Source organism: Lysinibacillus sp. NPDC097214 (assembly GCF_050277945.1).
In the GTDB taxonomy this organism is placed as follows: Bacteria; Bacillota; Bacilli; order Bacillales_A; family Planococcaceae; genus Lysinibacillus; species Lysinibacillus xylanilyticus_B.
Map to the genome: position 1 here is coordinate 180,201 of NZ_JBNNSS010000006.1, position 26,278 is coordinate 206,478.

General features: G+C 36.8%; 13 protein-coding genes and 1 pseudogene. 6 read left to right on the plus strand and 8 right to left on the minus strand.

Annotated features, from left to right (window positions below; genetic code table 11):
• Positions 1-166: 166 nt before the first annotated feature.
• Positions 167-1,057, minus strand: a complete 891-nt coding sequence (locus ACQKMI_RS15540; protein WP_427490374.1) for a LysM peptidoglycan-binding domain-containing protein — start codon at positions 1,055-1,057, stop codon at positions 167-169.
• Positions 1,058-1,307: 250 nt separating this feature from the next.
• Between ACQKMI_RS15540 and brnQ the strand changes: the two genes are divergently transcribed.
• The 3 genes from brnQ to ACQKMI_RS15555 all read left to right on the plus strand — a co-directional run bounded on the left by brnQ (position 1,308) and on the right by ACQKMI_RS15555 (position 6,840).
• On the plus strand, positions 1,308-2,633 hold the full coding sequence (gene brnQ / locus ACQKMI_RS15545) for a branched-chain amino acid transport system II carrier protein (protein WP_427490375.1): 1,326 nt from the start codon (positions 1,308-1,310) through the stop codon (positions 2,631-2,633).
• A gap of 344 nt (positions 2,634-2,977) precedes the next feature.
• A complete protein-coding gene (locus ACQKMI_RS15550; RefSeq protein ID WP_427490376.1) occupies positions 2,978-4,357 on the plus strand; it encodes a S41 family peptidase in 1,380 nt (459 codons plus the stop codon).
• A gap of 464 nt (positions 4,358-4,821) precedes the next feature.
• Positions 4,822-6,840, plus strand: a complete 2,019-nt coding sequence (locus ACQKMI_RS15555; RefSeq protein ID WP_427490378.1) for an S-layer homology domain-containing protein — start codon at positions 4,822-4,824, stop codon at positions 6,838-6,840.
• Positions 6,841-7,715: 875 nt separating this feature from the next.
• On the opposite strand, the gene ACQKMI_RS15560 is transcribed toward ACQKMI_RS15555, so the two are convergent.
• The 4 genes from ACQKMI_RS15560 to ACQKMI_RS15575 form a co-directional block, all read right to left on the minus strand.
• On the minus strand, positions 7,716-9,629 hold the full coding sequence (locus ACQKMI_RS15560) for an N-acetylmuramoyl-L-alanine amidase (RefSeq protein WP_427490379.1): 1,914 nt from the start codon (positions 9,627-9,629) through the stop codon (positions 7,716-7,718).
• A 222-nt stretch (positions 9,630-9,851) separates the two neighbouring features.
• Positions 9,852-10,766: an NlpC/P60 family protein gene (locus ACQKMI_RS15565; protein WP_427490381.1), complete on the minus strand. Its 915-nt coding sequence runs from the start codon at positions 10,764-10,766 to the stop codon at positions 9,852-9,854.
• A gap of 222 nt (positions 10,767-10,988) precedes the next feature.
• The gene (locus tag ACQKMI_RS15570; RefSeq protein ID WP_427490383.1) at positions 10,989-12,068 is read right to left on the minus strand and encodes an S-layer homology domain-containing protein; all 1,080 of its coding nucleotides are present in this window, start codon (positions 12,066-12,068) and stop codon (positions 10,989-10,991) included.
• 206 nt (positions 12,069-12,274) lie between these two features.
• Positions 12,275-15,748 carry a hypothetical protein gene (locus ACQKMI_RS15575; protein WP_427490385.1) on the minus strand — a complete coding sequence of 1,158 codons (3,474 nt, stop codon included), beginning with the start codon at positions 15,746-15,748 and terminating at the stop codon, positions 12,275-12,277.
• 349 nt (positions 15,749-16,097) lie between these two features.
• On the opposite strand from ACQKMI_RS15575, the gene ACQKMI_RS15580 reads away from it, so the two are divergent.
• Together ACQKMI_RS15580 and ACQKMI_RS15585 are read left to right on the plus strand one after the other, a co-directional pair.
• A complete protein-coding gene (locus ACQKMI_RS15580; RefSeq protein WP_427490387.1) occupies positions 16,098-16,775 on the plus strand; it encodes a hypothetical protein in 678 nt (225 codons plus the stop codon).
• On the plus strand, positions 16,775-18,028 hold the full coding sequence (locus tag ACQKMI_RS15585) for an HlyD family secretion protein (RefSeq protein ID WP_427490389.1): 1,254 nt from the start codon (positions 16,775-16,777) through the stop codon (positions 18,026-18,028). Before ACQKMI_RS15580 ends, ACQKMI_RS15585 begins: the two co-directional genes overlap by 1 nt.
• 568 nt (positions 18,029-18,596) lie before the next feature.
• Here the strand turns inward: ACQKMI_RS15585 and ACQKMI_RS15590 are convergent.
• Positions 18,597-21,092: an S-layer homology domain-containing protein gene (locus ACQKMI_RS15590; RefSeq protein ID WP_427490391.1), complete on the minus strand. Its 2,496-nt coding sequence runs from the start codon at positions 21,090-21,092 to the stop codon at positions 18,597-18,599.
• A gap of 71 nt (positions 21,093-21,163) precedes the next feature.
• On the minus strand, positions 21,164-23,050 hold the full coding sequence (locus ACQKMI_RS15595) for a copper amine oxidase N-terminal domain-containing protein (protein WP_427490393.1): 1,887 nt from the start codon (positions 23,048-23,050) through the stop codon (positions 21,164-21,166).
• A gap of 187 nt (positions 23,051-23,237) precedes the next feature.
• Here ACQKMI_RS15595 and ACQKMI_RS15600 point away from each other — a divergent pair.
• A pseudogene (locus ACQKMI_RS15600) lies at positions 23,238-23,430 on the plus strand (IS3 family transposase); the annotation flags it as partial.
• A gap of 100 nt (positions 23,431-23,530) precedes the next feature.
• Here the strand turns inward: ACQKMI_RS15600 and ACQKMI_RS15605 are convergent.
• Positions 23,531-25,420, minus strand: a complete 1,890-nt coding sequence (locus ACQKMI_RS15605) for a stalk domain-containing protein (protein ID WP_427490395.1) — start codon at positions 25,418-25,420, stop codon at positions 23,531-23,533.
• Positions 25,421-26,278: the final 858 nt, after the last annotated feature.

Sequence of the window (26,278 nt, forward strand, 5' to 3'; positions counted from 1 at the left end):
TCGCTTCTCTTCCGCGGGTATTTGCCCTCCTTCCGCGGGTATCTCTGCTTTCCGCGGGTATTCACTTCCCTTCCGCGGGTATCTCCGCTTCCCTAGGGTATTCGCTTCCCTTCGCGCAAAAAAAAAAAAAGCGAATTCTGCATGTATATGCAAAATCGCTTTTACTTTATTTTATATCGTCGAATCGTTTATAAGCTACTAACCTTGTAGACCAGTAAGAGTATGTAACGTCCGAAATTTCAACACCGTCTGTCCCTGCATGGATAAATTTATTGTTACCTATATAAATACCCATATGAGAGATGCCATCTTTATACGTATTTTGGAAGAACACTAAATCACCCTCTATCGGATTTTTAACTTGTGTTGAATTGCTGAAATATCCTTCACTACTGTTTCTTCCAATTTTTAAACCACCTTGATTAAAGGCGTAGTAAATAAGACCACTGCAATCTAGACCTTCAGGTGTGTTGCCACCGTAAACATATGGTGTTCCTACTAATGAATTAGCTACTTCTACTGTTTTCTTGTTGATAGCTTGTCCATTTGCAGTAGGGTCTTTAGATGTTCCTGCACCGGAAGATCCGTTATTATGTACTGTTTCACCCTCTGGTACTGAAGCTGATGGAGATAATTTTAACACTTGTCCAATGTAGATCGTGTCTGCGGCAAGTCCATTCCAGTCTTTGATTTCCTTTACAGTCATATTATATTGGTTAGCAATTTTGGATAAGGAATCGCCTTTAACTACTGTATGGGAAACAGCTGTAGGTTTTGATGGCGTTGTCGGTTTTGTTGTTGATGGATTTGAAGGTTTTACCGTTTCATTAGTAGCTTGCTTTGAAATTTCTAGCTTTTGTGCGACATAAATCATATCATTCTTTAAATTATTCCAACCTCTTATGTCTTGTACTGTTACTTGATGGTTTGAAGCGATTTTAGATAAAGTATCTCCTTTTTGTACGGTATATGTAGCTGCTTCTGCGCTTTGTAATGCTAAAAAAGAAGTAGCAATAGTGCTTAAAGCAAGGATTCTTAATTTTTTTGTGTTTTTCATACCAAATTGCCTCCATTCGTGTTAAAATACTTCCTTGTGTGTCTATCATACTAGATATCTTAGTAATCAGAAATCGGAAAAACTGACTATTTTTCAAACAATTTATGAATCTTGCTGAATCCGACATATTCCGACAAATAATGAGATGTTATTTATTGCAAGATTAGTATTCATATGATAACATACACATCAGTATTTAAAATTTTTAGAAAGTTTAATCTTTTCAATCTTAAAGGAGTTTTTAATTTTTATGAAAAACGTTTTGCTTTTCATCAAAGAGAATTTAGCAGTAGGTTTACTATTATTTGCCTTATTTTTAGGCGCCGGAAATATTATCTTCCCCCCATTATTAGGTCAACAAGCTGGTGAACATTTAACGCCAGCAATGATCGGCTTCTTAATAACAGGTGTTGGGTTACCACTATTAGCCATCGTTGCGATTGCGAAAGCGGGTGGCGACCTTCAAATACTAGCAAATCGTGTCGGCCCTACCTTTGGTATTATTTTTACGTCAATTGTTTATTTAGCGATTGGACCATTTTTTGCAGTTCCGCGTACGGGTTCTGTATCCTTTGAAATCGGGATCGTCCCATTTCTTCCAGAGGGAGCAGCAGATCATTGGGCTCCTCTTTTCATTACTTCAATCATATTTTTTGCCTTAATACTATTATTAGCTATTAACCCTTCAAAGCTTGTCGATCGCGTAGGGAAAATTTTAACGCCCGTTCTATTAGGTGTTATTCTATTACTAGCTATTAAAAGCTTTATTTCTCCAATGGGTGAGCCAGGGACAGCTATTGGAAAATACACTACGTCACCATTGACGGAAGGCTTTGTTCAAGGCTACTTAACAATGGATGTACTAAGTGCACTCGTTTTCGGAATCGTTATTTTGCAAGCATTGCGCGACATGGGTATGTCAGATACTAAAAAGCAAGTCAAAACGACAATTTTCGCGGGAATCGTTGCCGCTATTGGCTTATCATTTGTCTATATCGCACTTGGACAGATTGGTAACACTAGTATTAATGCAATAGGCACTTTTGATAATGGTGGTACTATTATCGCGAAGTCAGCTGAAGTTCTTTTTGGTAAACTCGGGACTATTATATTATCTGCCACAATTTTACTAGCGTGTATATCTACTGCTGTAGGTCTACTAACTGCCAATGCTCAATTTTTCAATAAACTATTTCCAAATGTTTCGTATAAAACGTTTTTAGTAATTTTCACAATTTTCAGCGCAGCAATAACAAACGTAGGCCTTGAAACAATTATTAGTGCATCTCTACCTGTATTATTAATCATCTATCCGTTAGCGATGGTATTAATGGTTCTGTCGCTTTTCGATAACTTCTTTAAAGGTGGAAAAATTGTTTATATTTTAGCATTAATTCCTACATTCTTTGTTAGTCTGAATGATGGTTTTAAGCAAATGGAAATTACTATCGCACCTTATGTGAACATTTTAAAAGTTTTACCATTATACGAGCAAAGTCTGGCATGGCTTGTACCAGCAATAATCGGTGCGCTTATCGGCTTTATTATTCATAAGCTCAAAAGAAATAATATTTAATTTCTTCATCTATTTATTAGATAACTAGAATCTGCTTGCTTTTTTGCGAATAAGACTTTAGACAACGACTGTCTATGAATCTTGCATCACTTTACTTTTTCGCAAAAGGCTAGCAGATTCTTTTTTTTGTAGGGAATCCCGTCCATTGCGGGAAAGCGAAGCGTCAGCAGAACGTTGTTTTTTTTTGCGCGAAGTACAAGGAACTATTCATCTCATTACCTTCAGAGATTGAATTCTTCTACTGAATGAAGAACAAATGTCATCTACAACTTTTTGGTGATAAGCCCTATTACAGTTGTATGGAAAATCATGTATAATACAAGGTATTAGAAAAGAGGTGTCCTATGAAAAGAGTATTATGGTCATTTGTATTCGTTCTAAGCTTTTTCATCTTTCCGTTAACAAACACTTCTGCTGCAAGCAATGAACAACAGCTTGTAAAGGAAATTAAGGAAATTATTACGGAAAATTACGTGGGAACTATCGATGGAAATTTGCAAAAGGCTAAAACGATTCCTGAAATCATTGATATGCTTGATCCTTATTCTACATATTTTACCAAAAATGAATTTGAGGAATTTATCAATAGTATCGAACTATCAACTATTGGGATCGGTGTAATTATCGAAGAACATGAAGATGGTATTCATATTTTAAAAGTGTTTGAGGATAGCGGTGCATCTGCTGCAGGTGTCGTTGCTGGAGACATTATTATTGCCATTAACGGGCAATCTGTTGTAGGAAGCTCTACGCAAGAGGTCTCATCCCTATTAATTGGTGACGAAGATACTAAGATAGGAGTGACACTCCAACATGCAGATGGTACAACTTCTACTACAACCATTACACGAAAAAAATTCACATTACCGAATGTGGAATCTGAATTACTATTTGGGAATGTTGGATATATTGCTATGTCATCCTTCTCGGAAGACGGTACAAATCTTGTAAAGAATGCGCTAATTCAGTTAAAACAGCGTGGTGCAACTTCATTTATATTGGATTTACAAAACAATGGCGGAGGCTATGTAACAACGGCTCAGGAGATTACAGGGCTTTTCCCAAAAGCAAAAATTGCCTTTTTATTAGAAGAAGCGCATGCCTCTTATAAAGTGCGTGCAATCAATCAAGACGAAAAATTCCCAGCTGATACACGTATTCTCGTAAACCGCTATAGTGCTAGCGCATCAGAAATGTTATCAGCAACATTACAAGATCAACAATCTGCTATTTTATATGGAGAAACTACGTACGGAAAAGGCTGTATGCAGGGCTTTTTTGAACTACAGGATGGTAGCTATTTAAAGCTTACGATCGGTAATTTTACAGGTCCTTTAGGGAAAACGATTAATGAGGTCGGTGTAAAACCGAACATTCAAACAAAGACTGCCCCTATTTTCCAGGCACATTATGATGCGATAAAAGCACAATATACAAATTATAAAGAGCTTGTAAGCTTAAAAAATGTTTCGGATACTAAAAAATTAACAGTGAAAGTTCCTTTTGCACTTTCTTCACAAATGGCTGAGGATAATATTCAGCTTATTGCTTTAGGTGCTAATGAAGTGCCTATGACAGCTAAAGTAGATGGTCGTTCATTAATTGTAACCCCATCAAAACCTTTATCTGCTGGGCGAGAATATATGCTCCTTGTCCATCCAAAGACACAAAATGCTAACAAAGTGCAGCAAGGTTTTTATCAGCGTATAACAATGAAAAAATAAAAAATCCCTCTCACCATTTAAGTAGCTTTCCATGTACTTAATGTCGGTGAGAGGGTTTTTGCTATAACGGCGGACATGTTTTCAAAGCTGCGCGATTATTCGTCGTCTCAACCTTTACACCTTTAACCAAAACCACTGGCTGAAGATACACACCACTCATAAAATAAAACCTCTAAACGCAAATATCCTCCACCACAATTGCCAAACCATCTATTCCAAATCAAGTATGCCTCTGCCTAATTGTGTCCGGAATCAGCTGAAAAGTAGCTTAAATCTGTATTCATCTGTACCTGTCGTTTCGCTATCGGTACAAAAAACAATGACTGTAAGAATTAACATAGCTCAAAAGTATAGTTACTGGCAAATTTTGATTGGTATTTTTTATGTTATTTCTAACATTTGACCCTTATCTTAATTCTCCAACTTTGTTAAAATAATAGAAGCTTAGGAGGGTTAAAACTATTATGAAAAAACTATCAATGATAACAGTGTTAATGGCACTTATTAGCTTGCTTATTTGGCAACCAAATATGGCATATGCTGATGAGCTTTCAGGACATATGCATGTAGATGGTTTACGCTATTTAATTTCCAAAGATGCATTACTGCAAGATGCAAATGGAAGCTATCGTCCAAATGACACTGTCACACGCGGTGAATTTGCTACGTACATAGCAAAGGCTTTAGATCTTGAGAAAAAAGATAATATTACTTTCACAGATGTCCCAGATACATATTTGTTTGCAACAGATATTAAGCTTGCTGCTACTGCTGGGATTATCACAGGTTATACAGATGGTTCATTTAAACCAGATGCCCGTATTTCAAGAGAGCATATGGCAGTTATGCTAATTAGAGCTGTTGATTATTTAAAAATCCCTAAAGGTACATCATCCATTACTTTTAAGGATAATACAGCTATTTTTAAAGACTTCCGCCAAGACATAGCTATCGGAGCACAGTTAGGGCTTATTAAAGGTAGCTCCAATGGAATGTTTTTACCAAAAGATAATGCCACAATTGGCGAGGCATCTACATTTGTACTACGCTTGATACATCTAGCGGGCGATGTTAAAAATGATGGTGGTAATACTAGTAATAATGGTAACAACGGAAATAATAGCAACAACGGCAATAATGGTAACAACGGCAATAATGGTAACAACAGTAATAACGGTAATACAGAGAACAATGGTGAAACTGGTAATGGTAACTCTACTAAGTTCATCGTAAAAGAAATTTCAAATGGCAATCTTGTTGGGGATCAAGCCTTTTCTAGCTTTGATGCTGCCGAAAAAGCTTTGTCAAAAAATACACTTGTCATTACACTAAATGATAAAATTATGAAAATGTCATCTGGTTATGTTGTAACCAATAATTATGTAGCACTTAAGTCTGAAACAATTAAAGATCAAATCTCTGTTGCTGCTAATACCGAAATGGAGTATTTAAGCAGTGATGCGACACAAGTAAAAGTTAGTTTAGCAGGTCATATTGGGTATTTAAAACATACCGATGTCACTTTAATCCCATCTGCTTTAAGTAAGGGTCGTTCTTACTATACAAACGAGAATGGTGAGATTAAACATACTTTATATGATTATAAATCAAATAAATATTCTTCTAGCTATGTGTATGGAAAAGCACCCGACTTCATGAAGCAAGGCGAAAAGTACTTTAGTTGGAATGGCATTAATTTCACAAATGCTAGTGGCTCCTCGAAAGGTGAAGCTTATAATTACTATCAATTTTTACCTGCACGCGCGCAAACTCAATATACAGCAGAGGAACTAGATAGTTACATTATGCAAAAATTGGCTGAGGTTGAAGGTTCAGGGGCTAGTCTTTATAAGGATGCGACTAAAAAAAGTAAGTTAATCGGTTTAGGGAAAGTTTTAAAAGAAATCGAAGCAAATGATCAAATTAACGCCATGCTTATTTTATCGCTTGCCCAGCATGAGAGTGCATATGGTATGAGTCCTCATGCTCAAGACCTCAACAACTTATTTGGTTTATATGTATATGATACGAATCCACTAAATAAAAAGTTTGATAGTGTAGCGGACAATATTAATGAACTTGTTGAAAAGTTCTTGCAGCCAAATTACATTACACCAGGTGGTCCTTACACAAATGGTGCAGTGGTTGGCTCTAAGGAAGTTGGTTTTAACGTGAAGTATGCCTCTGATCCATTTTGGGGTGCTAAAATTGCTGGACACTACTACCGTACCGAAAAAGCTTTAGGCTTTAAAGATGCAAAAAATCCATACAAAATTGCCCGTACGACAACAGCTGGCCTAAATGTTCGTCCAGATGCATCGACAAGCCAAAGTCCACTTTACACATTTAATAAAAGCGGTATGCCAATTATTGTAACCGATACGAATGTTAATGGTTGGTATGAGGTACTTTCTGATAAACCCCATCCACAACCAGCTTACATCAATAAAGATCATGTTAAATTCATTAATACCGTGAAGTAGCAATTAGAGGCTGTCTCCGAATATTTTCGGAGCAGCTTTTTTTGATAGTTGATGCAAAAATGAGTGTACAGGAAAAATCAGCGATCTGTAACATAACCGATGGCAAATTGAATTTTTCTATCAATTATTCCTCGGCATAATTTCATCCTGAATCAGCTTTGTGTTTATGCCTGTATGAGGGTCGTCACGATATCGCTCATTTCGGTATTGCCACAGGACTTGGCTTTTTCCCCATGCAGGTCAATTAGCCGTTATCGCATGGATGTGATGATCTTAGACTAACATCCTATATAAGCTCCTTTACGATTCCGTGACATCTGTCGAGGCTATAACTTCTTCCAGCGGAGTTTGGGGTACATGGGCTGTTTTCCTGGTTACCCTATCAACTCTACAGGGACCCGAGAGTTCTTTCGCCAACCTGATCAGTTCTTTCTCCTAACTGATCAGTTCTACGGCTGACCCGATCACTTCCTTCTCCTACCTGATCAGTTCTACAGCTGACCCGATCACTTCTTTCTCCTACCTGATTTGTTCTACGGCTGACCCGATCACTTCTTTCTCCTACCTGATTTGTTCTACGGCTGACCCGATCACTTCTCAGCATTACCCGATCACGTCCCTAACCTACTCGAGTTTTTGAAAACAACCCTCTACTTAGCCCCAAACAAAATTTATGTATCTATGCATAAAAACCTACTTCCAAACATAAAAATAATCAATGGATAAACAATAGATCTATCATCTATCAATTATGTCGCGGCCTAATTGATCAGGATAAAGACTCCCTTCATAACACGCCCTTCCTTTCCTTAACAATAAAAAAACTGTCCTAAAAGTGATTCAATCACCTTTGGGACAGTTTCTCTGTCGATCAATTATTGTTTTTTATAGTATTGCTCAATTCCGTTATAGATAGAATCTGCAAATTTAGTTACGTATTCATCAGTTGTCATTTTTTGGCGATCTTCATCATTTGTTAAGAAGCCAAGTTCCACTAAAATGGATGGGATGCTCATATTATTAATTACATAGTATGGATATTGCTTAACGCCACGATTCTTCATATTTAAATTGTTTACAATTTGATTATTTACAAAAGTGCCTAAGTCAATATCCTCCTGATGCATATCTCCAGATGAAATAGCATAATATGTTTCAGTACCTGATGCTGATGTGCTTGAAGCAGAGTTTACATGCACGCTCACGAAAATCTCACCAAAGTTTGCACTCGTAAAGTTTACTCGATCTTGTAAAGTTGGATACGTATCAGCTGTACGAGTCATGTACACTTTTGCGCCAGCATTCTCAAGCTTTTGCTTAACAAGTGTACTCACTTTTAATGTAATGTTCTTTTCTGAGTAAGAACCTAGTACTGTCCCTGGATCCTTACCACCATGACCTGGATCTAGGATAATAATACGATTTTGCAATGGTTTGCCATTTTGATTTAATAATTTTATATAAGATTTATGGACATAACCTGTTTTACCATTGTATTCGATGTTTGCCCAATAACCATTAATATCGTTAACTTTAACAGAGTCGCCCTTGTTAAGCTTAAATAGCACTGTAGAAGTTGCATTTGCTTCACTACGGACATTTAGGTTTCCAACAGTTGCTCGTCCTAATACATCACCTGAAGCTGTAGGTGGAGTTGTAGGTGGAGTTGGATCAGGTTTTTCTTCTGTTTCTATTTCTGTTGTGCTGTTCGCTACAATATAACCTGGTAAACCATTTACTTGCGTTAAATGATAGCCACCAGCAGTTTTGTAAACTGGTAATTTTTCATTCGCTTTAATAGTTTGAATGATCTTTGCTGAAGATGATGGTTTAACATATAAGTTAATAGCGCCTTTAGATGTCACTTCTTTTTGGACAGGCCCTAATTCATTGCCATCTGCATCTACAAATTGTGCATATTGTTTATAAATGTAGGCAAATGCACCTTTATATGTTACTTTTAGCCATTTGTCCTCGACTGCATAAACTGATAGTTTACCGCCTTTATTGACTGTACCAACAATGTTAGTATTTGATGAACTATCCGTTGTTTTGCGGATATTTAAACCATCTGTCGCCACTTTTACAAGCCCTATAACCTCTTTTGCATCAGGTACAGATGTCCCTTTTACTGGTAGCTCTAAACGATATTTCTCATTTTTTGCACGTGCTACAAATAATGAAAAGTGTGCACGTGTAACAGTATTATTTGGTAAATAATTTTTACCACTACCATTTGCGATACCATTATAGTAAATTGTATTTACATATTTAACGTAAGGGTTTGTAATACTTACGTCAGCAAATGGTGAATCTAAGTTTTCATATTCACTTGTATCCAATTTAAATGCCTTTGTTAATACATAACTCATTTCATCACGCGTGATAGCCTTTTTTGGTAAGAACTTGCCTTGTGTATTCGTTGAAAAGAATCCTAATTGTATGGCACGTTCGATATAACCTGACATTTCAGTACCTACTGTTACATCTGAGAAACTAGATTTGTTTACGACTAATGGTTTGTTTCCTGAGGCAACGACAACCATTTTAGCCACTTGTTCTCGTGTTACAGATTCATTCGGGCCAAAGACTCTTTTCCCATTTACAAAATACCCTTGGATAACACCCAAATTTACTAAATAATTAATTTCTTCATAAGCTTCGTGATTTTTGGAGATATCTGCAAATGTTACATTTGTATCTGCCATTACACTTTCACTATGTATAGTAAACATAGAAGCTGAAATGAATAAGACGCATAAAATAAGACTAATTTTTTTAAAGTTCAATGTCTTATTTCCTCCCTTCCTGTTCTCTTAATGTATTCATTTTAACAAAATTAACCAAATAAAACATCATCCAATAGCAACATTCAAGTCTATTTTTCCAATCACACCCTTTTTCAAAAAAATTATCATAAAAATAGAAGAGCCTGCGCAATTGCAAACTCTCCTCTAATTATAAACTATTTAAAAGATCTTTTCTTGCAATCAATGCCATTCATGAAAATATTATCTAGATTGTAATCTTTCAATAAACATTTTTAGTTCTTTAATTTTTAGTAATTCATCCATACCAAAGTGGCCATTGCCATCTCCAGTTGTCACACCGTTAGATGCAAGAATAGAAACATATTGATTAGCCCAGCTATCTTGTGGTACATCACTAAATGTTACTTCTTGACTAGCATTCTCAAGTCCGAAAGCTATAACTAATACTTTAGCAATTTGTGCACGAGTAATTGGTGAAGATGGATTGAATTTACCATTTGCATCACCTTCAAAAATACCTAATTTTGCAACAGCTGCAATAGCACCTGCATGCTCATATGTTGGTTTTACATCGATAAAACCACTATTTTTGTCAGATGTATCTAAGTTTAAAGCTTTCGCAATTTGTGAAGCAGCTTCCGCACGTGAAGCATATACTGTAAAATCAATTGCTACTTTCTTTACTTCAGCTTGTTGTTCTTCATCAAATGTAGCAACTCGTTTAGCGCCTACATAACGAGAACCCCAATAATATGGATCGTTTACGTTCGAATAACTAACACCTTGATTAGTTTGAGAGTGGATCATTTTACCGTCACCTATGTATATTGATACATGTGAGATACCACTGCCACTTGTATTGAAAAATAGTAAATCTCCAACTTGAAGATCACTTTTAGCAACTGCTGTCCCTTGTTGGTATTGAGCGCCTGACGTACGGTTTAATGTGATGCCTAAATCTGCAAATACTTGAGAAGTAAAGCCAGAGCAATCAAAACCGCTTGTAGTTGTCCCACCGTATTTATATGGAATACCTAAATATTTAGAAGCTGTATCAGTGACTTCAGATTTAGTCGCTGCTTCAGCTGAATCTATATGAGTTGTTGAAAATAACATGAAAGATGCAAAAATCGGTAATAACCATTTTTTCTTCATACTTTTGTTATACCCCCTCTAAACTTTTTTGCCTATACATAGACTATCATAAAAGGTGGTATTTTAATTTTTCAATTGTGTAACGATTTTCGAAATAAACAAAAACGCTGATATACCAACGTTTCTCGGCATCATCAGCGTTAAAAATGGAAAAATTTTATTGGTTACCTCTGACATTTGTAACGTAAATGTAACATTAGCAACTCTTTGTTACAAAACCAATTATTGACTCGAAAACAGTTGAACCCAATAATAGTTCCCTTTGCTATCCTGCGCAACCGCAACACCTGTATTTGTATAATTCTCCTTCATAATATTTTCTCGATGGCCAGGAGAAGCCATCCATCCTTTTACAACGGTTTCGGGAGATTCGAAATATCTTGCAATATTCTCTCCAAAGCTCGTGTAGGAATAATCAAATAACGTCGCTAAATCCCAAGGGGCGCCATAATAAGGAGAAATATGCTCAAAATAATTACGTTTAACCATGTCCTGCGCTTTTATAATAGCAATTTGTGTCAGTTTCGAATCATAGACAACAGGCGCTAGCTTGTTCTCTTCCCTTTCAACATTGATTAATCGAATGACCTCTTTTGACCAAGCTGTCGAAAGATTTAATGTTGGGATATAATCCTTTGCTAAATAATCATAAGCTACTTCAAGCTTCATTACTTTTTGTTGAAAATTAATGCTACGTTCAACAAAAACTGCTATTTGTGCCCGTGTCACTAATTTGTTGGGTGCAAAATGCTTGGCATCTATTCCGCCAATAATTCCTATGTCTGTTAGTGATTCGATAAAGTCTTTTGCCCAGTGTGTTCGAGGAATATCATCAAATTTACTTTTATTTTTACCATCCACTTTAAACTGATAAGCTAGTGCTAGCATTTTTGCAACTTCCGCACGCTTTAAAGGCTCATTTGGATGAAAGGCATCACTATTTTGTAAAACCCCTAATCCTACAAGTTTCTGAATTTCCTTGTAATAGGGATGTGTAACAGGAACATCTTTAAAGTGTAAGGAAATCGAAGAATCTGAGTTTGTTTGAATAGATCGAGCAATTGCAGACGCAGCCTCTGCCCTCGTAATAGCCTGCTCTGGCTTAAATGTATTGTCTGAATATGTAGTCATATATTGCTTCGATAGCATATGTTGAATCGACGAACTTGCCCAGTATGAACTAGACACATCAACAGCTATGTTGGATGCCGCGTCTGCCTTACTAATCCCAGATAAATCTCCAATAGTTGTAGCTAGTAAAACAATTGAAAGCACCAATATACCTATCACCCTTTTAAACATGGCTACCTCCTATATTTAAATTATTTAAATGAATACCCCTCAAAAACCTTTGAAAGAGAAAAACTCACTATTACATACGATTTCTTGATTGATAAGGTTTCACTTTTTTTGGGAATTTCACAGGCTATAACTTTATAAATTTGTTTTATATAGTATAGAAGGAGTTTCCCCAAAATATGCATTGGGAAAACTCCTTCTTTCTAAAACTATTCGATCATTTTTAGATATTCTTCTAGAACGCGGTAATTATATACTAAATCCTGCTGCTCCAGTGTAAGTGAGCTATATAGTTTTTGCGCAGCTAACACCTTTTTCTCAAATGACGTGTTGTCTGGATCAATAACAGCGATAGCTTGAACTACTTTTTTAACTGCCTCTACGTCCTTTTCAGCTTTCTTTAATACGTCCTCATTGATGACTTGCCCTCTTAGTTTTGAATCTAACGCTTTATAGGCTGCGACTGCATTCGCTACATCTTCTATATACGTTGAAGAGGTTGGTGAGAGGCTAGCAATTAATTCAACAACTTTCTTTACATCGGCCAAACTTTTCTCCGCTTCTAACAGGATCGAATAATTCGTAATTCTTTGCTTATCTGTCGTATTTAAGCTATCGTACTCTTTTCGTACTGCTTCCACCATACCAAAGTAAAATTTGTCCTTTGGATTTAAACTAGCAATACTCTTATATACTTTTATAACGCTATCTAATGATAATAATAGATCGTCATTATAGACGTATCGTCTTTGTTCGGCATTTAGCTTATCATAGGCTTTTAAGATTTTTTGATATTGACTATTCATGTCTTTGGCAGTAAGTAGTTTATCAATATCCTCAACGACACTAATAACAGGCTTCAAAAGCTTCTCTTGATCTTGTAACACTTTGTAATTTTGTACGGCTCTTTGTTGATCCTTTGGTAAAGCGTTATAAGCTGCGCGAATTTCCTGAATACGTTTCACATACTGCTTTGGATCTACAGACGGTAAATCATTAATCATCTGCATGACATTACCAGCACCTAAAATACTTGTTTCTGCTGCTTGTAATAAGTAATAGTTTGTTACATATTGCTTCATATCTGTCGCTAGCGCATCATAAAGCGAACGTGCCCGATATGTATCCTCAAGGTATGTACTACTTGAAGATTTCAGTTTACTAATTAATTCAATAACCTTTGATACAGGTTCATAGGTTTGTAGAATATCAATATTATTAACATATTTTTTCTGATCTTTATTTAAATTATCATACGCCCTACGCGCAGAATTGACCTTGCTGACAAAATTATTGGATTCCGGATCCAAATTATTAATTTGCAGCATCACATTTAAAATAGGTTTTACTTCTTTTTCACGTGCTGTTAAATCTTTAATATTGGTAACTAACTTCTTTTGATTTGAAGTTAGCTGGTCATACGCTACACGTGCATCCATGAGCTTCGTTAAATAGTCGCCATCTTGTTGTTTCGTTAAATCAATAAGCTCGACAACTTTATGCGCTACCCCTTGCTCATTTTCTGCCGCTACAAGTGCATCATAATTAATAATCACTTGTTGCTTCTCTGGAGGTAGAGCATCATACAACTCACGTGCTGTTTTCATATCTTGGTAGAATGTCTTGCTTGATGGCTTTAATGTTGCAATGAGGCCAATCAATGAAGCCACATCTTCAACAGCAGTTAGATTCGCATAGTTCGTTACACGTTTTTGCGATACTGCATCTAGTGCATTATAAGCCTTACGCGCAGCGAGTACTTTTTTCGTATAATCCTTATTTGTTGGATTTAAGGCATCAATCATTTGAATAACCTTAATAACAGCTTTATTATTTTTTTCGTAATTGGTTAAGGTTTTTGCCTGCTCCACTAGTTTCTTCGCATTTTTATCCATTGTTTTGTACTCTGCAGATAATGTAGCTACCTTCGCCACAAAAGTATCTGAAGGTTCATTCGCTAATGCTAAGACACGATCATCAAATGCCTTGGCTGTATCGATATAGCCCTGTGCTCTTGTTAATTCTCCAGCATTGACTACCTGCAATTGAAGGACATCCGTTAATTTATTAAACGCGTCATTTGCTTTCGCCACATTGTCTTTATACGTCTTTTGGGATGGATTTAAGGCATTTATTTGAACAATCACTTCTATTACAGCGATCTTATCCTTTAAATCTTTATGATTTCTGACATACCCTTTTTTTGTCTCGTCCAACTTTGCGTAAGCAGTATACGCAGATTTCGCTTTTGAAATATAACTTTTAGATGTTGGATCTAACTTTTCAAATTGATCTATAACATTGACGACAGCCTTATGTGATTTCTCTAAATCTGTTAGGATTTTAATGTTTGTCACACGACTTTTAGCTGCAGATGAAAGTGCATTATAGTCGGAGCGTACTTTTAGCATATCAACTACTAGATTATTAGATTTACTTAATTGATCAATTTGACTAATAACGGCTTCTACTGCTGCTTCTTCATTCTCAAGGGCATTCAATTTGCTCTTAAGCTTTTCTTTTATTTCATTAAGCACCACTTCATCTTTGCTACCCTCAGCTTTTAATGCATCAACTTTAGTTTGTAACTCCACTATTTTTGCCTTGTAATCCTTCATAGATGAATTTAGTGCATTTACTTGTTTCGATGCATCAGCGAATGAGAACAATAGCTCTAGTCTACTTTTATTTTTCACTAGTTCTTTTTCATTGGCCCCAAGCTTGTCATAAGCAGCCTGAGCAGCAAATGTTTTACTTTCAAAAGTAGAGGATTTTGGGTCTAAGCCGTCGATTAATTTTTCCACGCTTTGCACTGCTTTATTAGCCGAAGACAGATTTGATAAGGCATCCGTATACTTTTTATAAGGTGTCACAGAATCGTTATTTGGATTATGGGCTACGACCACTTTCTTTTGATTCGCTGTTAGTGCATTATATTCTGTCGTAACTTTTTCCACCGCTGCTGAAATGGCTGTATAGTCATTTGGCTTTTGCTTTAATAAATCTACTAAATCCTCTAATGCTTTAGTGGCTGGTAATACTGCTGCTGCATCTTCCTTTAAATTAAGCAGCTTCGCAATATCTGCTCCCTTTGTTTTAAAATAAGCATTGCGTTCTGCTTCAGTATAGCCATATTGTAAGGATGTACCGCGAATTGTAGATGCAATATCGCTAGCTTTAACAAGTGCGATTTCCACTGCTTTGCCAAAAGTATCTTGTACACTTAAATAAGAGGTATCACCAGCTTCTTTACTACCTAAAAATGCTTTAAACTTGTTATCTTCAGTTGTCACATCATCTATAAATGACTTACTTGTATATGTTAATGCATTAATGTTCGTTCCTATTTCCTTTAACTTGCCTATTAGTCGACGTTGCTCGACAACATAGTCATACTTCGCTTGAATAAATGCAATCTCATCTCTAGTAAAATCTGTCATACTTAGGATTGCTACATCACCTTTTGCAATAACCATTTCATCTGGTGTCGAATTCTCGGAAAGCTTCGCAAATTGTGCTATCATTTGTTCTCTTGTCGTAGCGGCAGCTACCCCGTTAACGTTGGCAACTTGCTCTATTTGAGTTGATACGCGAGATTGTGCATCATTTTCCTGTGCATTCGCTATAGCCGTAGGTGCCAGTAATAGACTCGTTATGACTCCCGCCGTCAATTTTCGATTCAATCGAACCACCCTTTCATTTTTTATGTATAGGAAAATGATTGTGTTCATTTTCATTTCGACTCATTACTTTTGTATCGGTGTAATTCATATGATTTCAAGCCATTATTTACAAAACTAAGCGTATCAAAAGTAATTTTTTATAATAACTAGATAGAAATACAGGAAGTTTTTTCTATTATACTATACAATAGTTTTGTATGATGTTTTTCATCATTCGACATGTAGTTTCATATAGTTTTTTTTTACGAAATTATTGGAGAAAAACAGCTATTTTTATATGTCAATATCGTTTAACAAGGTGTATACTACAACTTTGATATTTACTATTTTGGAAGAGAGGAAACTGTATATGTTTTACCATTATAAATTTTGGCATAGCTTAAAAAATCCAACCTACTTTACTAAAATTGTAGAAGAAGGTGAGATGATCGGATACAAAAAACGTTCGTTGACGGTTTTCTTCTTATTCATTCTGTTATTCACTGCACGTGAGTATTGGGGGATGGGGACTGAAACTTTAACGACATTGTTCGCAATGGATTTACATAATGAATACTACGTGGCTCGTTTACTTTCGATGCTTGGTGCCATTTTGTGGGCTATTGTCTATTTTTGCTTCCATTATTACGGTGTTACCTACCTTTTACATCTATTAACAGACATTCCCTATACATGGATTAAAAAAGTCCAATTATATGTTGTCACATTTTTATTAATCGAAAAAACAATATTATTTGCTGTTTTCTACTTAACTGGCTATACAACACTCTTTTCATTCTTTTCATTAGCGCCCCTTGCATTGCAGGTGATGAATACGGATTACGTCTTATTCACGCTCAATCAATTGACAGTGGCAACTATGCTAACAATTGTTGTACAGTACACATTCCTTTCTAAATGGGAGGAAGAGGCGAGTAGAAAAATATTAGTCGTAAAAATTATTGGCATACAATTATTTATGGCCTTATTTGTTGGTCTGATTAGTGTATTACCAATTAAAGAATGGATTACTAGGGGGTTAGGATAATGGCATTTTTCAAATCAAAGCCTTGGACAAGCATGACCATCGTGTTGACAATGCTATTAGTCGGCGTAAATGCTTATTTTGTCTATAAAGACGATAGCAAAATTACACGATCCTACTATATCGATGAATTTCAAAAAGCTTATAAAGGTACAAATTCAGAGCGTGTTAATAAGGAAACGATTGTTGCACCAGCTGAAACATACACGCTTACAGCCGATGCGACAAGCTTATCTGCGGTGAATGTAAAGCGTGGCCAAAAAGTAACGCCTAATGATGTACTGGCTACCTATAAAACAGAAGAAGTTGATAATGAGTTAACAAAGCTTGAGGCAGAACGTACAGCCTATGAAGATGAACGCAATGATTTAGAAGATGCGCTCTCTCAAATCGAGAATGATTATGATGATGCTGATCCGAAAAGCTCCGTCAATACGGACGAAATAAACGGCACATTATCTGTCACACTAAAATTGGAACTAGGACAGCAAAGTTCACCATCGACAGCAGTGGCCCTTTTGAATCGTCATATTGCCGAGACAGATCGTCAAATTGCGATAATGGATGCACAAATTGAACAAATACAGGCTCGCCAAGGTGTCGTTAGCCCAGTGGACGGTGTTATTGCAGCCGTTAAAGAGGAGGCTGGGACAGCCACATTTGAAATCTATTCTACTGAAAAAACGATGCTTGCCTATTTATCAGAGGATGAATGGCAAAAAGTGTCGGAAGGTCAAACCGTTGATTTTAAAGTAAAACATTTGAAAGATTCTTTATCTGGCTCTGTACTAGAAAAACAAATGATTGCTGCAAATGATTCCTCTATTTGGGGGAATGAACTTGCAAAAACAACAGCTTTACCTCAACCAACGAATTATGAAGTAGTGTTGCAACAAGATGATGCGATGGAGGACATTCCATTTTCGACTACTGGCAAAGCCTCTATTATTGTCAACGAAGCATCTGATTCTTATAAAGTAGATAAATCGTGGGTGCATGCTACTAAAAAGAAAGGTAAAAAAATATACATTGTTGGAAAGGATGGAAAAATTGAGTTAAAGGATATTCATGTTAACTTTAAAACTGCAAAGTCAGCTATTTTTACTGACAGTTTAAATGAAGGAACACCTATGCTATCCGATAAACAACGTAATCTTTCAGCCTATTCTTTCCGCACAATGCCTGTTGAGAAAATCAAATGGAAACATTTCAAGGAATTAGATTGGAAAGACTATATTAAATATATTGTTTTCTAAATTAGTTTTATAGTTCTTCTTATACAATAAAAATCCGCTTCAATTTCTGTGAGCACGAAAAGAGCAGCAACGGTTTGCTCTCCTCACAGAAATCTAAGCGGATTTTTTCATTAGTGTTGATAAAACGAATAAGTGACTTATTAAATAAAGTATGACTTTTCGGCAAAAGTGGGGTTGATTTCCGTTCCGACTGGGCGCTTTGTTGCTGACGCTTCGCTTTCGCACAGAGCAAAGCTTCCTGGGGGCGTCCGATGAGCCGCTTCACTCGCGTTGCTCGCTCCAGGGTCTCGGGCCAACACGATGTTGGTCACGAAGGCGTTATCACAGGATGTGATGATTTTAGCCTTCGTTCCTCTATATCGCTGATCGAGGAGTCGCCCAGTCTCCACTCCAATCAACTATTTCAATTGCGTGTATCTCCTAGTTTATAGTGATAAATAGTTCAGCAATGAATGTTTTATGTGCAGAAGCGAAGCGTCAGCCGCAAATGCCTTTAAATGCTAGAACATTGCAAAAAGACAAACCCCTGTAGTTTCAATCCTACAGGGGTTTGTCTTATGTGCTTTTATTATTTTAATGATAAGCATCTATTCAAGAAGCTTGAGAATTGTGCACGCGTAATTTGTGTGTCTGGTCTGAATGTATTATCTGGGAAGCCGCTTGTTAAGTTATTTGCTACAAGCGCTTGGATATCGCTATACGCCCAATGCGTCGATTTCACATCTGTAAAGTTTACTTTACTTGTGCCTGTTAATTTATAAGCTCTTGTTAAAATCGCCGACATTTCAGCACGTGAAAGCTGTCCATTCGGATTAAACTTCCCTACTTCTTGCCCTTTAATAATTCCAGCTTGCTCTACTGCAGCAATGGCACTATATGCATAATGGTCCTTGCTGACATCTTTGAAGTTCGTATCTTTCGTTGTTGTTAAATTGAGAGCCCTTGCAATAATAGTAGCTGCCTCTGCACGTGTAATGGACGCTTCTGGTTTAAATGTTCCATTCTCGTATCCTTTAATAAGAGACTTATTATACAAACTTTGGATTTCTGAAAAAGCCCAATAACCTTTCGCTACATCTGTGTAGGCTAATTCCTCATGATTGTCTTGATATACAGCCTGTAATTGATCGAAATACAGTTGACCTTTCTTTTGAAGAGAGGCTGAAGGCTGTGCAACGTATAATCGTTCGAATTTCAATGGTAGTGTAACATCATTAGGGATTTTCGCAGTGACATACTTCCAACCATTCCAGTCCATACCGCCTTGGCTAGTGAAATCAATTGTCTGCTTTGCTCCTGTACCATCTACAAGCACTCCACGAAGCCACTGCTTTCCAGCATCTCCATATACCCAAACGCCTATGTTATTTGGTTTTCCTGTAATCGGAATCGGTGATTTAGCTACCATATAGGCTGCTTTCGTATCTGAACCTGCTGATGTAAAATCATAATTTAACTTTAAGCTAGCCGTACCCTGTCTAGCATAGTCTTTAGCATTTGTGATAGAAGCATTTGCTTTTGCAACTTCCACCGTCCATGATGAAGCATTATCAAAGCTATCTAGTAAAATAGGTTTTTCTTGTGCTAAATCAACAACTTTCACAGTTGTGGATGTGCGCACACCGTCATACTCACCGATAATTTTGCCTTCCCCTTTTTGCGTAGCTGTAAATGTTGCACCATCCATCTTACCGATATTTCCTTCAACCGTCCATGTCATCTTAGATGGGTTGATTGTCATAGGATTTAGGTATTGATCATAGGCACTAGCCACTTTCATGTCAACGGATGAACCTTTCATGACTTGGTTTACATTGTTTACTGTAATCGATTTTGCTTTCCCTGGTGGCGCTGTATTGACAACTTGTAAAATGGCTGATACACGACGCTCACCACCATCAGAAGGGATGTTCACAAGGTTTGCAAAATAGCCGCCCGGATTTCGAACAACCATCGCTGTAGAGCCGCCTCCATCAAGGTTTATGGCCGAAGTAGCACCCATTGAGATTAAATACGAAGCTAACTCTGTTAAATTAGTGCCATTACTATGACCACTTAATCTACCATCTACGGTAACAACAAAAACTTTTGTACCAGTTGCATCTACTGCCAAAGCAGTACGAGGACTGCGCGCTGAAGCAAATCCAGAGTTCGTGGGCATAGAAATGTCTACCTTACCATTATTCACTAGCATAGGTCCTGCAGCTAAAATAAATTGAGCATCCATCCATTTTTCATCAATAGATAGATTCACGTCAATGTTTGTCCCTGCAGTAATTTGGCTTAGTTCAGTTGCCAGCTCTTTATTTTGCACCGAAATAACAAAGCCATCAGATGGTACTGTTGAATTCCCTTCTGCACCATACGCCGTTACCTTTGAAACCGTCCCTGAGAGGCGATCTCCGAAATGTAATACTTTCATATCTTGACTAGCATTTGAGACAACAATTTCTACGCCCCAATTATTTGACCCTGTTGTTTTTTTATCAGGTGTGTATAATACTGTTTTATCAGTTGTTCTTTCTGTATTGATAAGATCAATCGGATAACTTTTACCATTTACTTGAAAGGATAGATTCGTAGAATAATAGTCTGCGATCGCCTTCCCTGATTTGGATACACCAAAAGCAACAGGCTTTTGTGTTGGACTTTCATATGTATCTCCCAAAATACCATAGTTAATAATTTCATTCTTTTCAGCTAATAAGTTGGCAGGCATACCATTTCCTAAGAAATATGAAGCATTGACAGCCCCAACAACACGATGTCCATCATATGTGTTTTGCTTTGCCATATTCGTTGTTGTTTGAAGTGAGTTAATAGGTTTTGGTACACCTACTTCAAGTTTTGTATATATATTATTTAAATTAACATCTAAAACATTGACAAACTCACGAATAGAATTAGAATTATAGGTTTGCTGTATATGTGTTACTTGTGGCGATACTTCTTTCTTTTCTTCTTTTATTTTATTATCAAAAACGGCTGCATTTGCAAAACTTGGATTTACTGATAGCATTAAAACGAAACATACTACAACAATTGTTACTAGTTTTTTTGCCAATTTTTTCACTCCGAATCAAAAAGTATGGCACGATGTCATGTTGTAAAATACATTCGTGCCAGGGACTTCGTTTATTTTGTTTCTACATAAATAGCTACTGGAAGATTTACTCCGCCGGCATGCATGAATTCTAATTCAATTGTTTCCGATGAACCCTTCATCTCGTAATCTGGTAATTCAACATATTCTGTACCTACTCTCAATGTAGGCACTAGATACACTTTGCCATTAACCTTTACTGCACCACTATATATGCCGCCTCGACCAGCCAATTTAAGCTTGATCGTTTTTGCATTTCCAGTTTGATTAACAAGTGGAATCGACACCTTATAGTTCATTCCGAAATGACCTGGATTCCCTATTGCACCATTGATTTGTGAAAGTGAATTTTCTGCTGTTAGCAAATTGTCTGTTCGATCATTTGAAATGCTATAGCCTACTTCTGGTGAATCTACTGTATAAGCAGGAAGATCTGCAAGAATAGTTGAGCTCGTCCAGGCACCTCGTGGGTGCTTCGCAGATACATCAATCGGAACAGGATCTGATAAAATGCTCGTTAAATTACTATTATTCTTTGTTAATACTGTGCGAATCGTATACTCTGGAGTCCCACCATTGACAGCTTGAATATCTAGTTCATGTAAAAATCCAATGATATAATCGCGGAGCAAACCATATGATTCGATTACCTTTGTTTCTCCTGGTGCGATGACAATCCCTTTACTGCTAGATTTTTTAAACTTATTATTAAACGTTGCATCGGCAATGGTTAACCCAATATCATGGCCAACCCAGCTATTTCCCGTTTGTTGGCTAGTCCCTTTAGAGTCTATTACTTCGATGCTTTCAGTACTAGAAGTATTTTGAACTGTAATACCTATTTGTACATCTGTCCCTAACGTATTGTAATGCCAGCCAAATACTCGATGTTTATTTGTAGCTGCTGTCGCTTTCACTTGATATTGAGAAAGTGTAGCATTAGATGTAGGAATCAGCTTGCTCGTTAACGTTTCTGGATTATCACTTATCAATAAATCACGATCTCCTTCTAAACGAGCAGAAGGAACATTTATAGGCCTTGATGTAGCACCATAAGATTTTTCAAGGAAGGAGCTTGTATACATATATTGATAAACATAAAGGTATAACTCTCTTTTATTTTCTATATAACGTAAATTCCCACCTAATGTGTTGACAATAAAACTAATAGGAACATACATTTTCCCATTTTGCATAAATGGTTTTTCTTCCAATGTCACGACTTCATCATTTACTAGAACTTGGTTACTATTTTCCTTGAAAAGAAAACTCACTCCCGCAATTTGCAATTCAAACGATTTATCTGGTAACAACGTGCCAGAAGAATCTTCTAAATTATCATATATATAATTAGCCGGAATATAGGTTCTCGATTGCTTTACGATAATTGGATCATTCATCACAATGCGTTCATTATTAATATGTAAAATATACGGATCTCCTTGAGGTTTCCCTGGTCCATCTGATAAGGAAATATCAACAGTTTGTGTAGTAGGATTCCAGTTCACGTTACCACCAAAATTTTCACTGACGAAACGCAATGGCATGTACGTGCGATCCTTATACATAAATGGTGCAACAACCATTGGCACCTTTTGTCCATCCACTAAGGCATACTTTGAATTTACTGTTAAATTAACCAACTTGCCATTTCGAATGGCTGACGCAGTAAGTGTTTCTTTCTTCCAGTCCACACTGGCACCAACCGCCTCATACAAAGCTCTCATAGGTAAAAAAAGATAATCGGATTTATTTAAAACCGGATCATTCACTTGAAGAGTCTCACCATTGATATTAATAGAAACATTATTTTTTACGTGAATCTTGTCACTAGCAGCTGATGCAGAGGCTTGTCCAGGCAATATCGTAGCCAAAGCAACTGCAGTAATCAGACATGAAGCCTTAAATTTACTAAACATCTTAAACACCTTTTTCCATAATTAATCTATAGGTTATCTTAACATGAAAAAAGTCCAAAAAGCGGTACCGATATCGAAAAAAGTCGAATTAGGCACTGGAACCCAACCCCTATTCCTGCAAAAGTTGCACGGAAATCTTAGGATTTTCCAAGACTCTATGAACTTCTTCTTTCTTTTGAATGTCTTTTATAAAGAAACAGTCAATAAAATCGCACCGAAGCGCCAATGTAAAGCAGAAGCACCAAACGAAAAATGGAAAATGGACATTACGGAGTATCAATTATGCCTCGGCATAATTGGTCGGTGAAATCATTACGTATACGATTGGTTCTCGCCCAATGTATTCGCTTGTTTCGGAGATGTTAGAAAAGGCTATTGATTAATACGAAAAATACAACAATTGCTTCTAGTTTTTTTAATTCTTCATTTAAAAGTTTGGCACGAAGATGTTGTAAAACAAATTCGTGCCAGGGACTTCATTTATTTTGTTTCTACATAAATAGCTACTGGAAGATTTACTCCACCTGCATGCATTAATTCTAACTCAATCTTGTCAGATGAACCCTTCATCTTGTATTCAAACTCAACATATTCTGAGCTTGTTCGCAACGAAGGTACTAAGTACACTTTGCCATTGAACTTCACTGCACCACTGTATAAGCCACCTCGACCAGTTAATTTAAGCTTGATCGTTTTTTTCTCTCCTGTGTCATTTACAAGTGGAATCGATACCTTATAGTTCATGCCGAAGTGACCGGGATTCCCCAAAGCACCATTAATTTGTGACAGTGAATTTTCTGTCGTTTGCAAATGATCTGTTCGCCCATTTGAAAGGTTATAGCCTACCTCTGATGAATCTACTGTATACGCTGGAAGCTCTGCTAGAATAGTAGCACTCGGCCAAGCACCTCGTGGATGCTTCGCATATTCATCAATTGCCACAGCGTCCGTTTTGATCTTTGTTAAATCACTATTACTCTTCGTTAATACTGTGCGAATCATATAATCTGGACTTCCACCATTAACTGCTTGGATGTCTATATCATGTAAAAATCCAACGACATAATCAGGGAACAACTCGAATGTTTCAATCACCTTTGTTTCTCCTGGTGCGATAACAATACCTGTACTATCAGATCTTTTAAGCTTTCCATTTAACGTTGCATCTGCAATCGATAAACCAATATCATGACCTACCCAGTTATTCCCAGACATTTGAGTAATACCTTTAGAACTGCTGACCTTAATACTTTCAGAGCTTGAAGTATTCTCGATCGTAATACCAATATTTACTGCTTCCCCAAGCTTATTTAAATGCCAGCCAAATACTCGATGCTTATTTGTAGCTGAAGTAGGTGTTACATGATATTGTGCAAGCGTAGCATTTGATTTAGGTAATAGACTGTGCGTTAAATTTTCTGGATTATCACTGATCATCAAATCACGTTCTCCTTCTAAACGAGCAGAAGGTACCGGTTGAGGATATGATGTCGAACCAAAAGATTTTTCAAGGAATTCACTTGTATACATATAGCGATAAACATAAATATACATTTCTCGTTTTTCGCTAATATAACGTAGGTTTCCTCCCAATGTATTGACAACAAAAGTAATAGGAACGTACATTTTTCCTTTTTGAATAAACGGCTGTTCTTCTATTGTTACAGGTTCATTGTTGATCAAAACGTTTTTACTACCGTCCTTGAAGACAAAGCTCATGCCAGCAATTTGTAATTCAAATGATTTATCTGGCAGCCAATTACCCGCAGAATCATCTAAATAATCAGATAAATAATCAGCAGGAATATATGATCTAGATTGTTTCGTAACAATCGGATCTTCCATTACAATACGCTTATTATTTACATGTAAGATATATGGATCTTCTTGCGGTTTCTCTGAAGAACCATCTAATAAAATAGTAACAGTTTGTGTAGCAGGGTCCCAACTGACATTTCCATCTAAGTTTTCAGTAACAAAGCGCAATGGCATGTATGTTCTTTCCTTATAGATAAGCGGTGCAACATCCATTGCAACCTCTTGCCCATCTACTAAGGCAGTCATTGAATCAATTGTTAAATTAATAACTTTGCCATTTCGATAAGCTGTGGCAGTATTGTCCTTTTCCTTGTTCCAGTCAACACTCGCACCAATCGCCTCATACAAAGCTCTCATCGGCAAAAGGAGGTAATCCGCTTTACTTAAAATTGGATCATTAATTTGAATCGTTTCTCCATCGATATTAATCGTAACATTATTTCGTATCTGAATTCCTTTGTCAGTAGCAGCTGACGCGGAGGTTGGTCCAGACAATATGAAAGCAAAAACAAGAGCTGCCACCACACATAAAGCTTTTAATTTATTTAACATCCCTATCTCCTTTTTCTACATAAATTTTCTAATCACTATTTACCATCTTAACATGAAAAAAGCCCAAAATGTGGCATTATTCTCGAAAAAAGTAGAATTAGGTACCGTTAGCCTAAACCCCATTCCTGCAAAAGCATTACGGAGATTTAAGGGTTTTCCCCCTAATCATTGAGGGGGAAGAAATATAGAAACTCGCTTTCAAGAAAATTAGCTCACCAGTATAACGTGAGGTTGATTTCCGTTCCGACTGGGCGCTTTCCTGGGGGCGTCCGATGAGCCGCTTCACTCGCGTTGCTCGCTCCAGGGTCTCGGGCCAACACGATGTTGGTCACGAAGGCATTATCACAGGATGTGATGGTTTTAGCCTTCGTTCCTCTATTGCTGATCCCCGAGGAGTCGCCCAGTCTACACTCCAATCAACTTCTATAAAAGGCTAATGTTAAAAAAATGTCATCCATTTCTTCCGCCAATTACAAAAAAAGAAAAGTCTTTCGAAGATTTATCCCCGACAGACTTCTCTCACTCAGCACTATATAGGTAAATCATGCTAACATAGGTAAATACTCATACTTGTGGAACACTTATATAATAAATACAATTAACGTTAGAGGAAGGTTGGATATATAAATGAAGAAATTGATGGAATAATTGCAAGGCGTTAAGGAACGGCAAAAGAACTCACCCACTTCTCACATGTCAAAGACAAATAAGAGTGACCAACAACCAACAGTAGAATTAGGCTTGAAGTCACCTCAAAAGTGACGATCAACAGTCCTTCATTAAACCACCCCTTTTAAACAAGCGCACACGCTTCAAGTATTGGAGGCATGGTGTCAGCCAGCTTAAATCAGCGTTATT

Bases quoted from the DNA above. Each gene is read 5' to 3' on its own strand.
- ACQKMI_RS15540 (WP_427490374.1), bottom strand. From the start codon at position 1,057: ATGAAAAACACAAAAAAATTAAGAATCCTTGCTTTAAGCACTATTGCT.
- brnQ (WP_427490375.1), top strand. From the start codon at position 1,308: ATGAAAAACGTTTTGCTTTTCATCAAAGAGAATTTAGCAGTAGGTTTA.
- ACQKMI_RS15550 (WP_427490376.1), top strand. From the start codon at position 2,978: ATGAAAAGAGTATTATGGTCATTTGTATTCGTTCTAAGCTTTTTCATC.
- ACQKMI_RS15555 (WP_427490378.1), top strand. From the start codon at position 4,822: ATGAAAAAACTATCAATGATAACAGTGTTAATGGCACTTATTAGCTTG.
- ACQKMI_RS15565 (WP_427490381.1), bottom strand. From the start codon at position 10,766: ATGAAGAAAAAATGGTTATTACCGATTTTTGCATCTTTCATGTTATTT.
- ACQKMI_RS15570 (WP_427490383.1), bottom strand. From the start codon at position 12,068: ATGTTTAAAAGGGTGATAGGTATATTGGTGCTTTCAATTGTTTTACTA.
- ACQKMI_RS15580 (WP_427490387.1), top strand. From the start codon at position 16,098: ATGTTTTACCATTATAAATTTTGGCATAGCTTAAAAAATCCAACCTAC.
- ACQKMI_RS15585 (WP_427490389.1), top strand. From the start codon at position 16,775: ATGGCATTTTTCAAATCAAAGCCTTGGACAAGCATGACCATCGTGTTG.
- ACQKMI_RS15595 (WP_427490393.1), bottom strand. From the start codon at position 23,050: ATGTTTAGTAAATTTAAGGCTTCATGTCTGATTACTGCAGTTGCTTTG.
- ACQKMI_RS15605 (WP_427490395.1), bottom strand. From the start codon at position 25,420: ATGTTAAATAAATTAAAAGCTTTATGTGTGGTGGCAGCTCTTGTTTTT.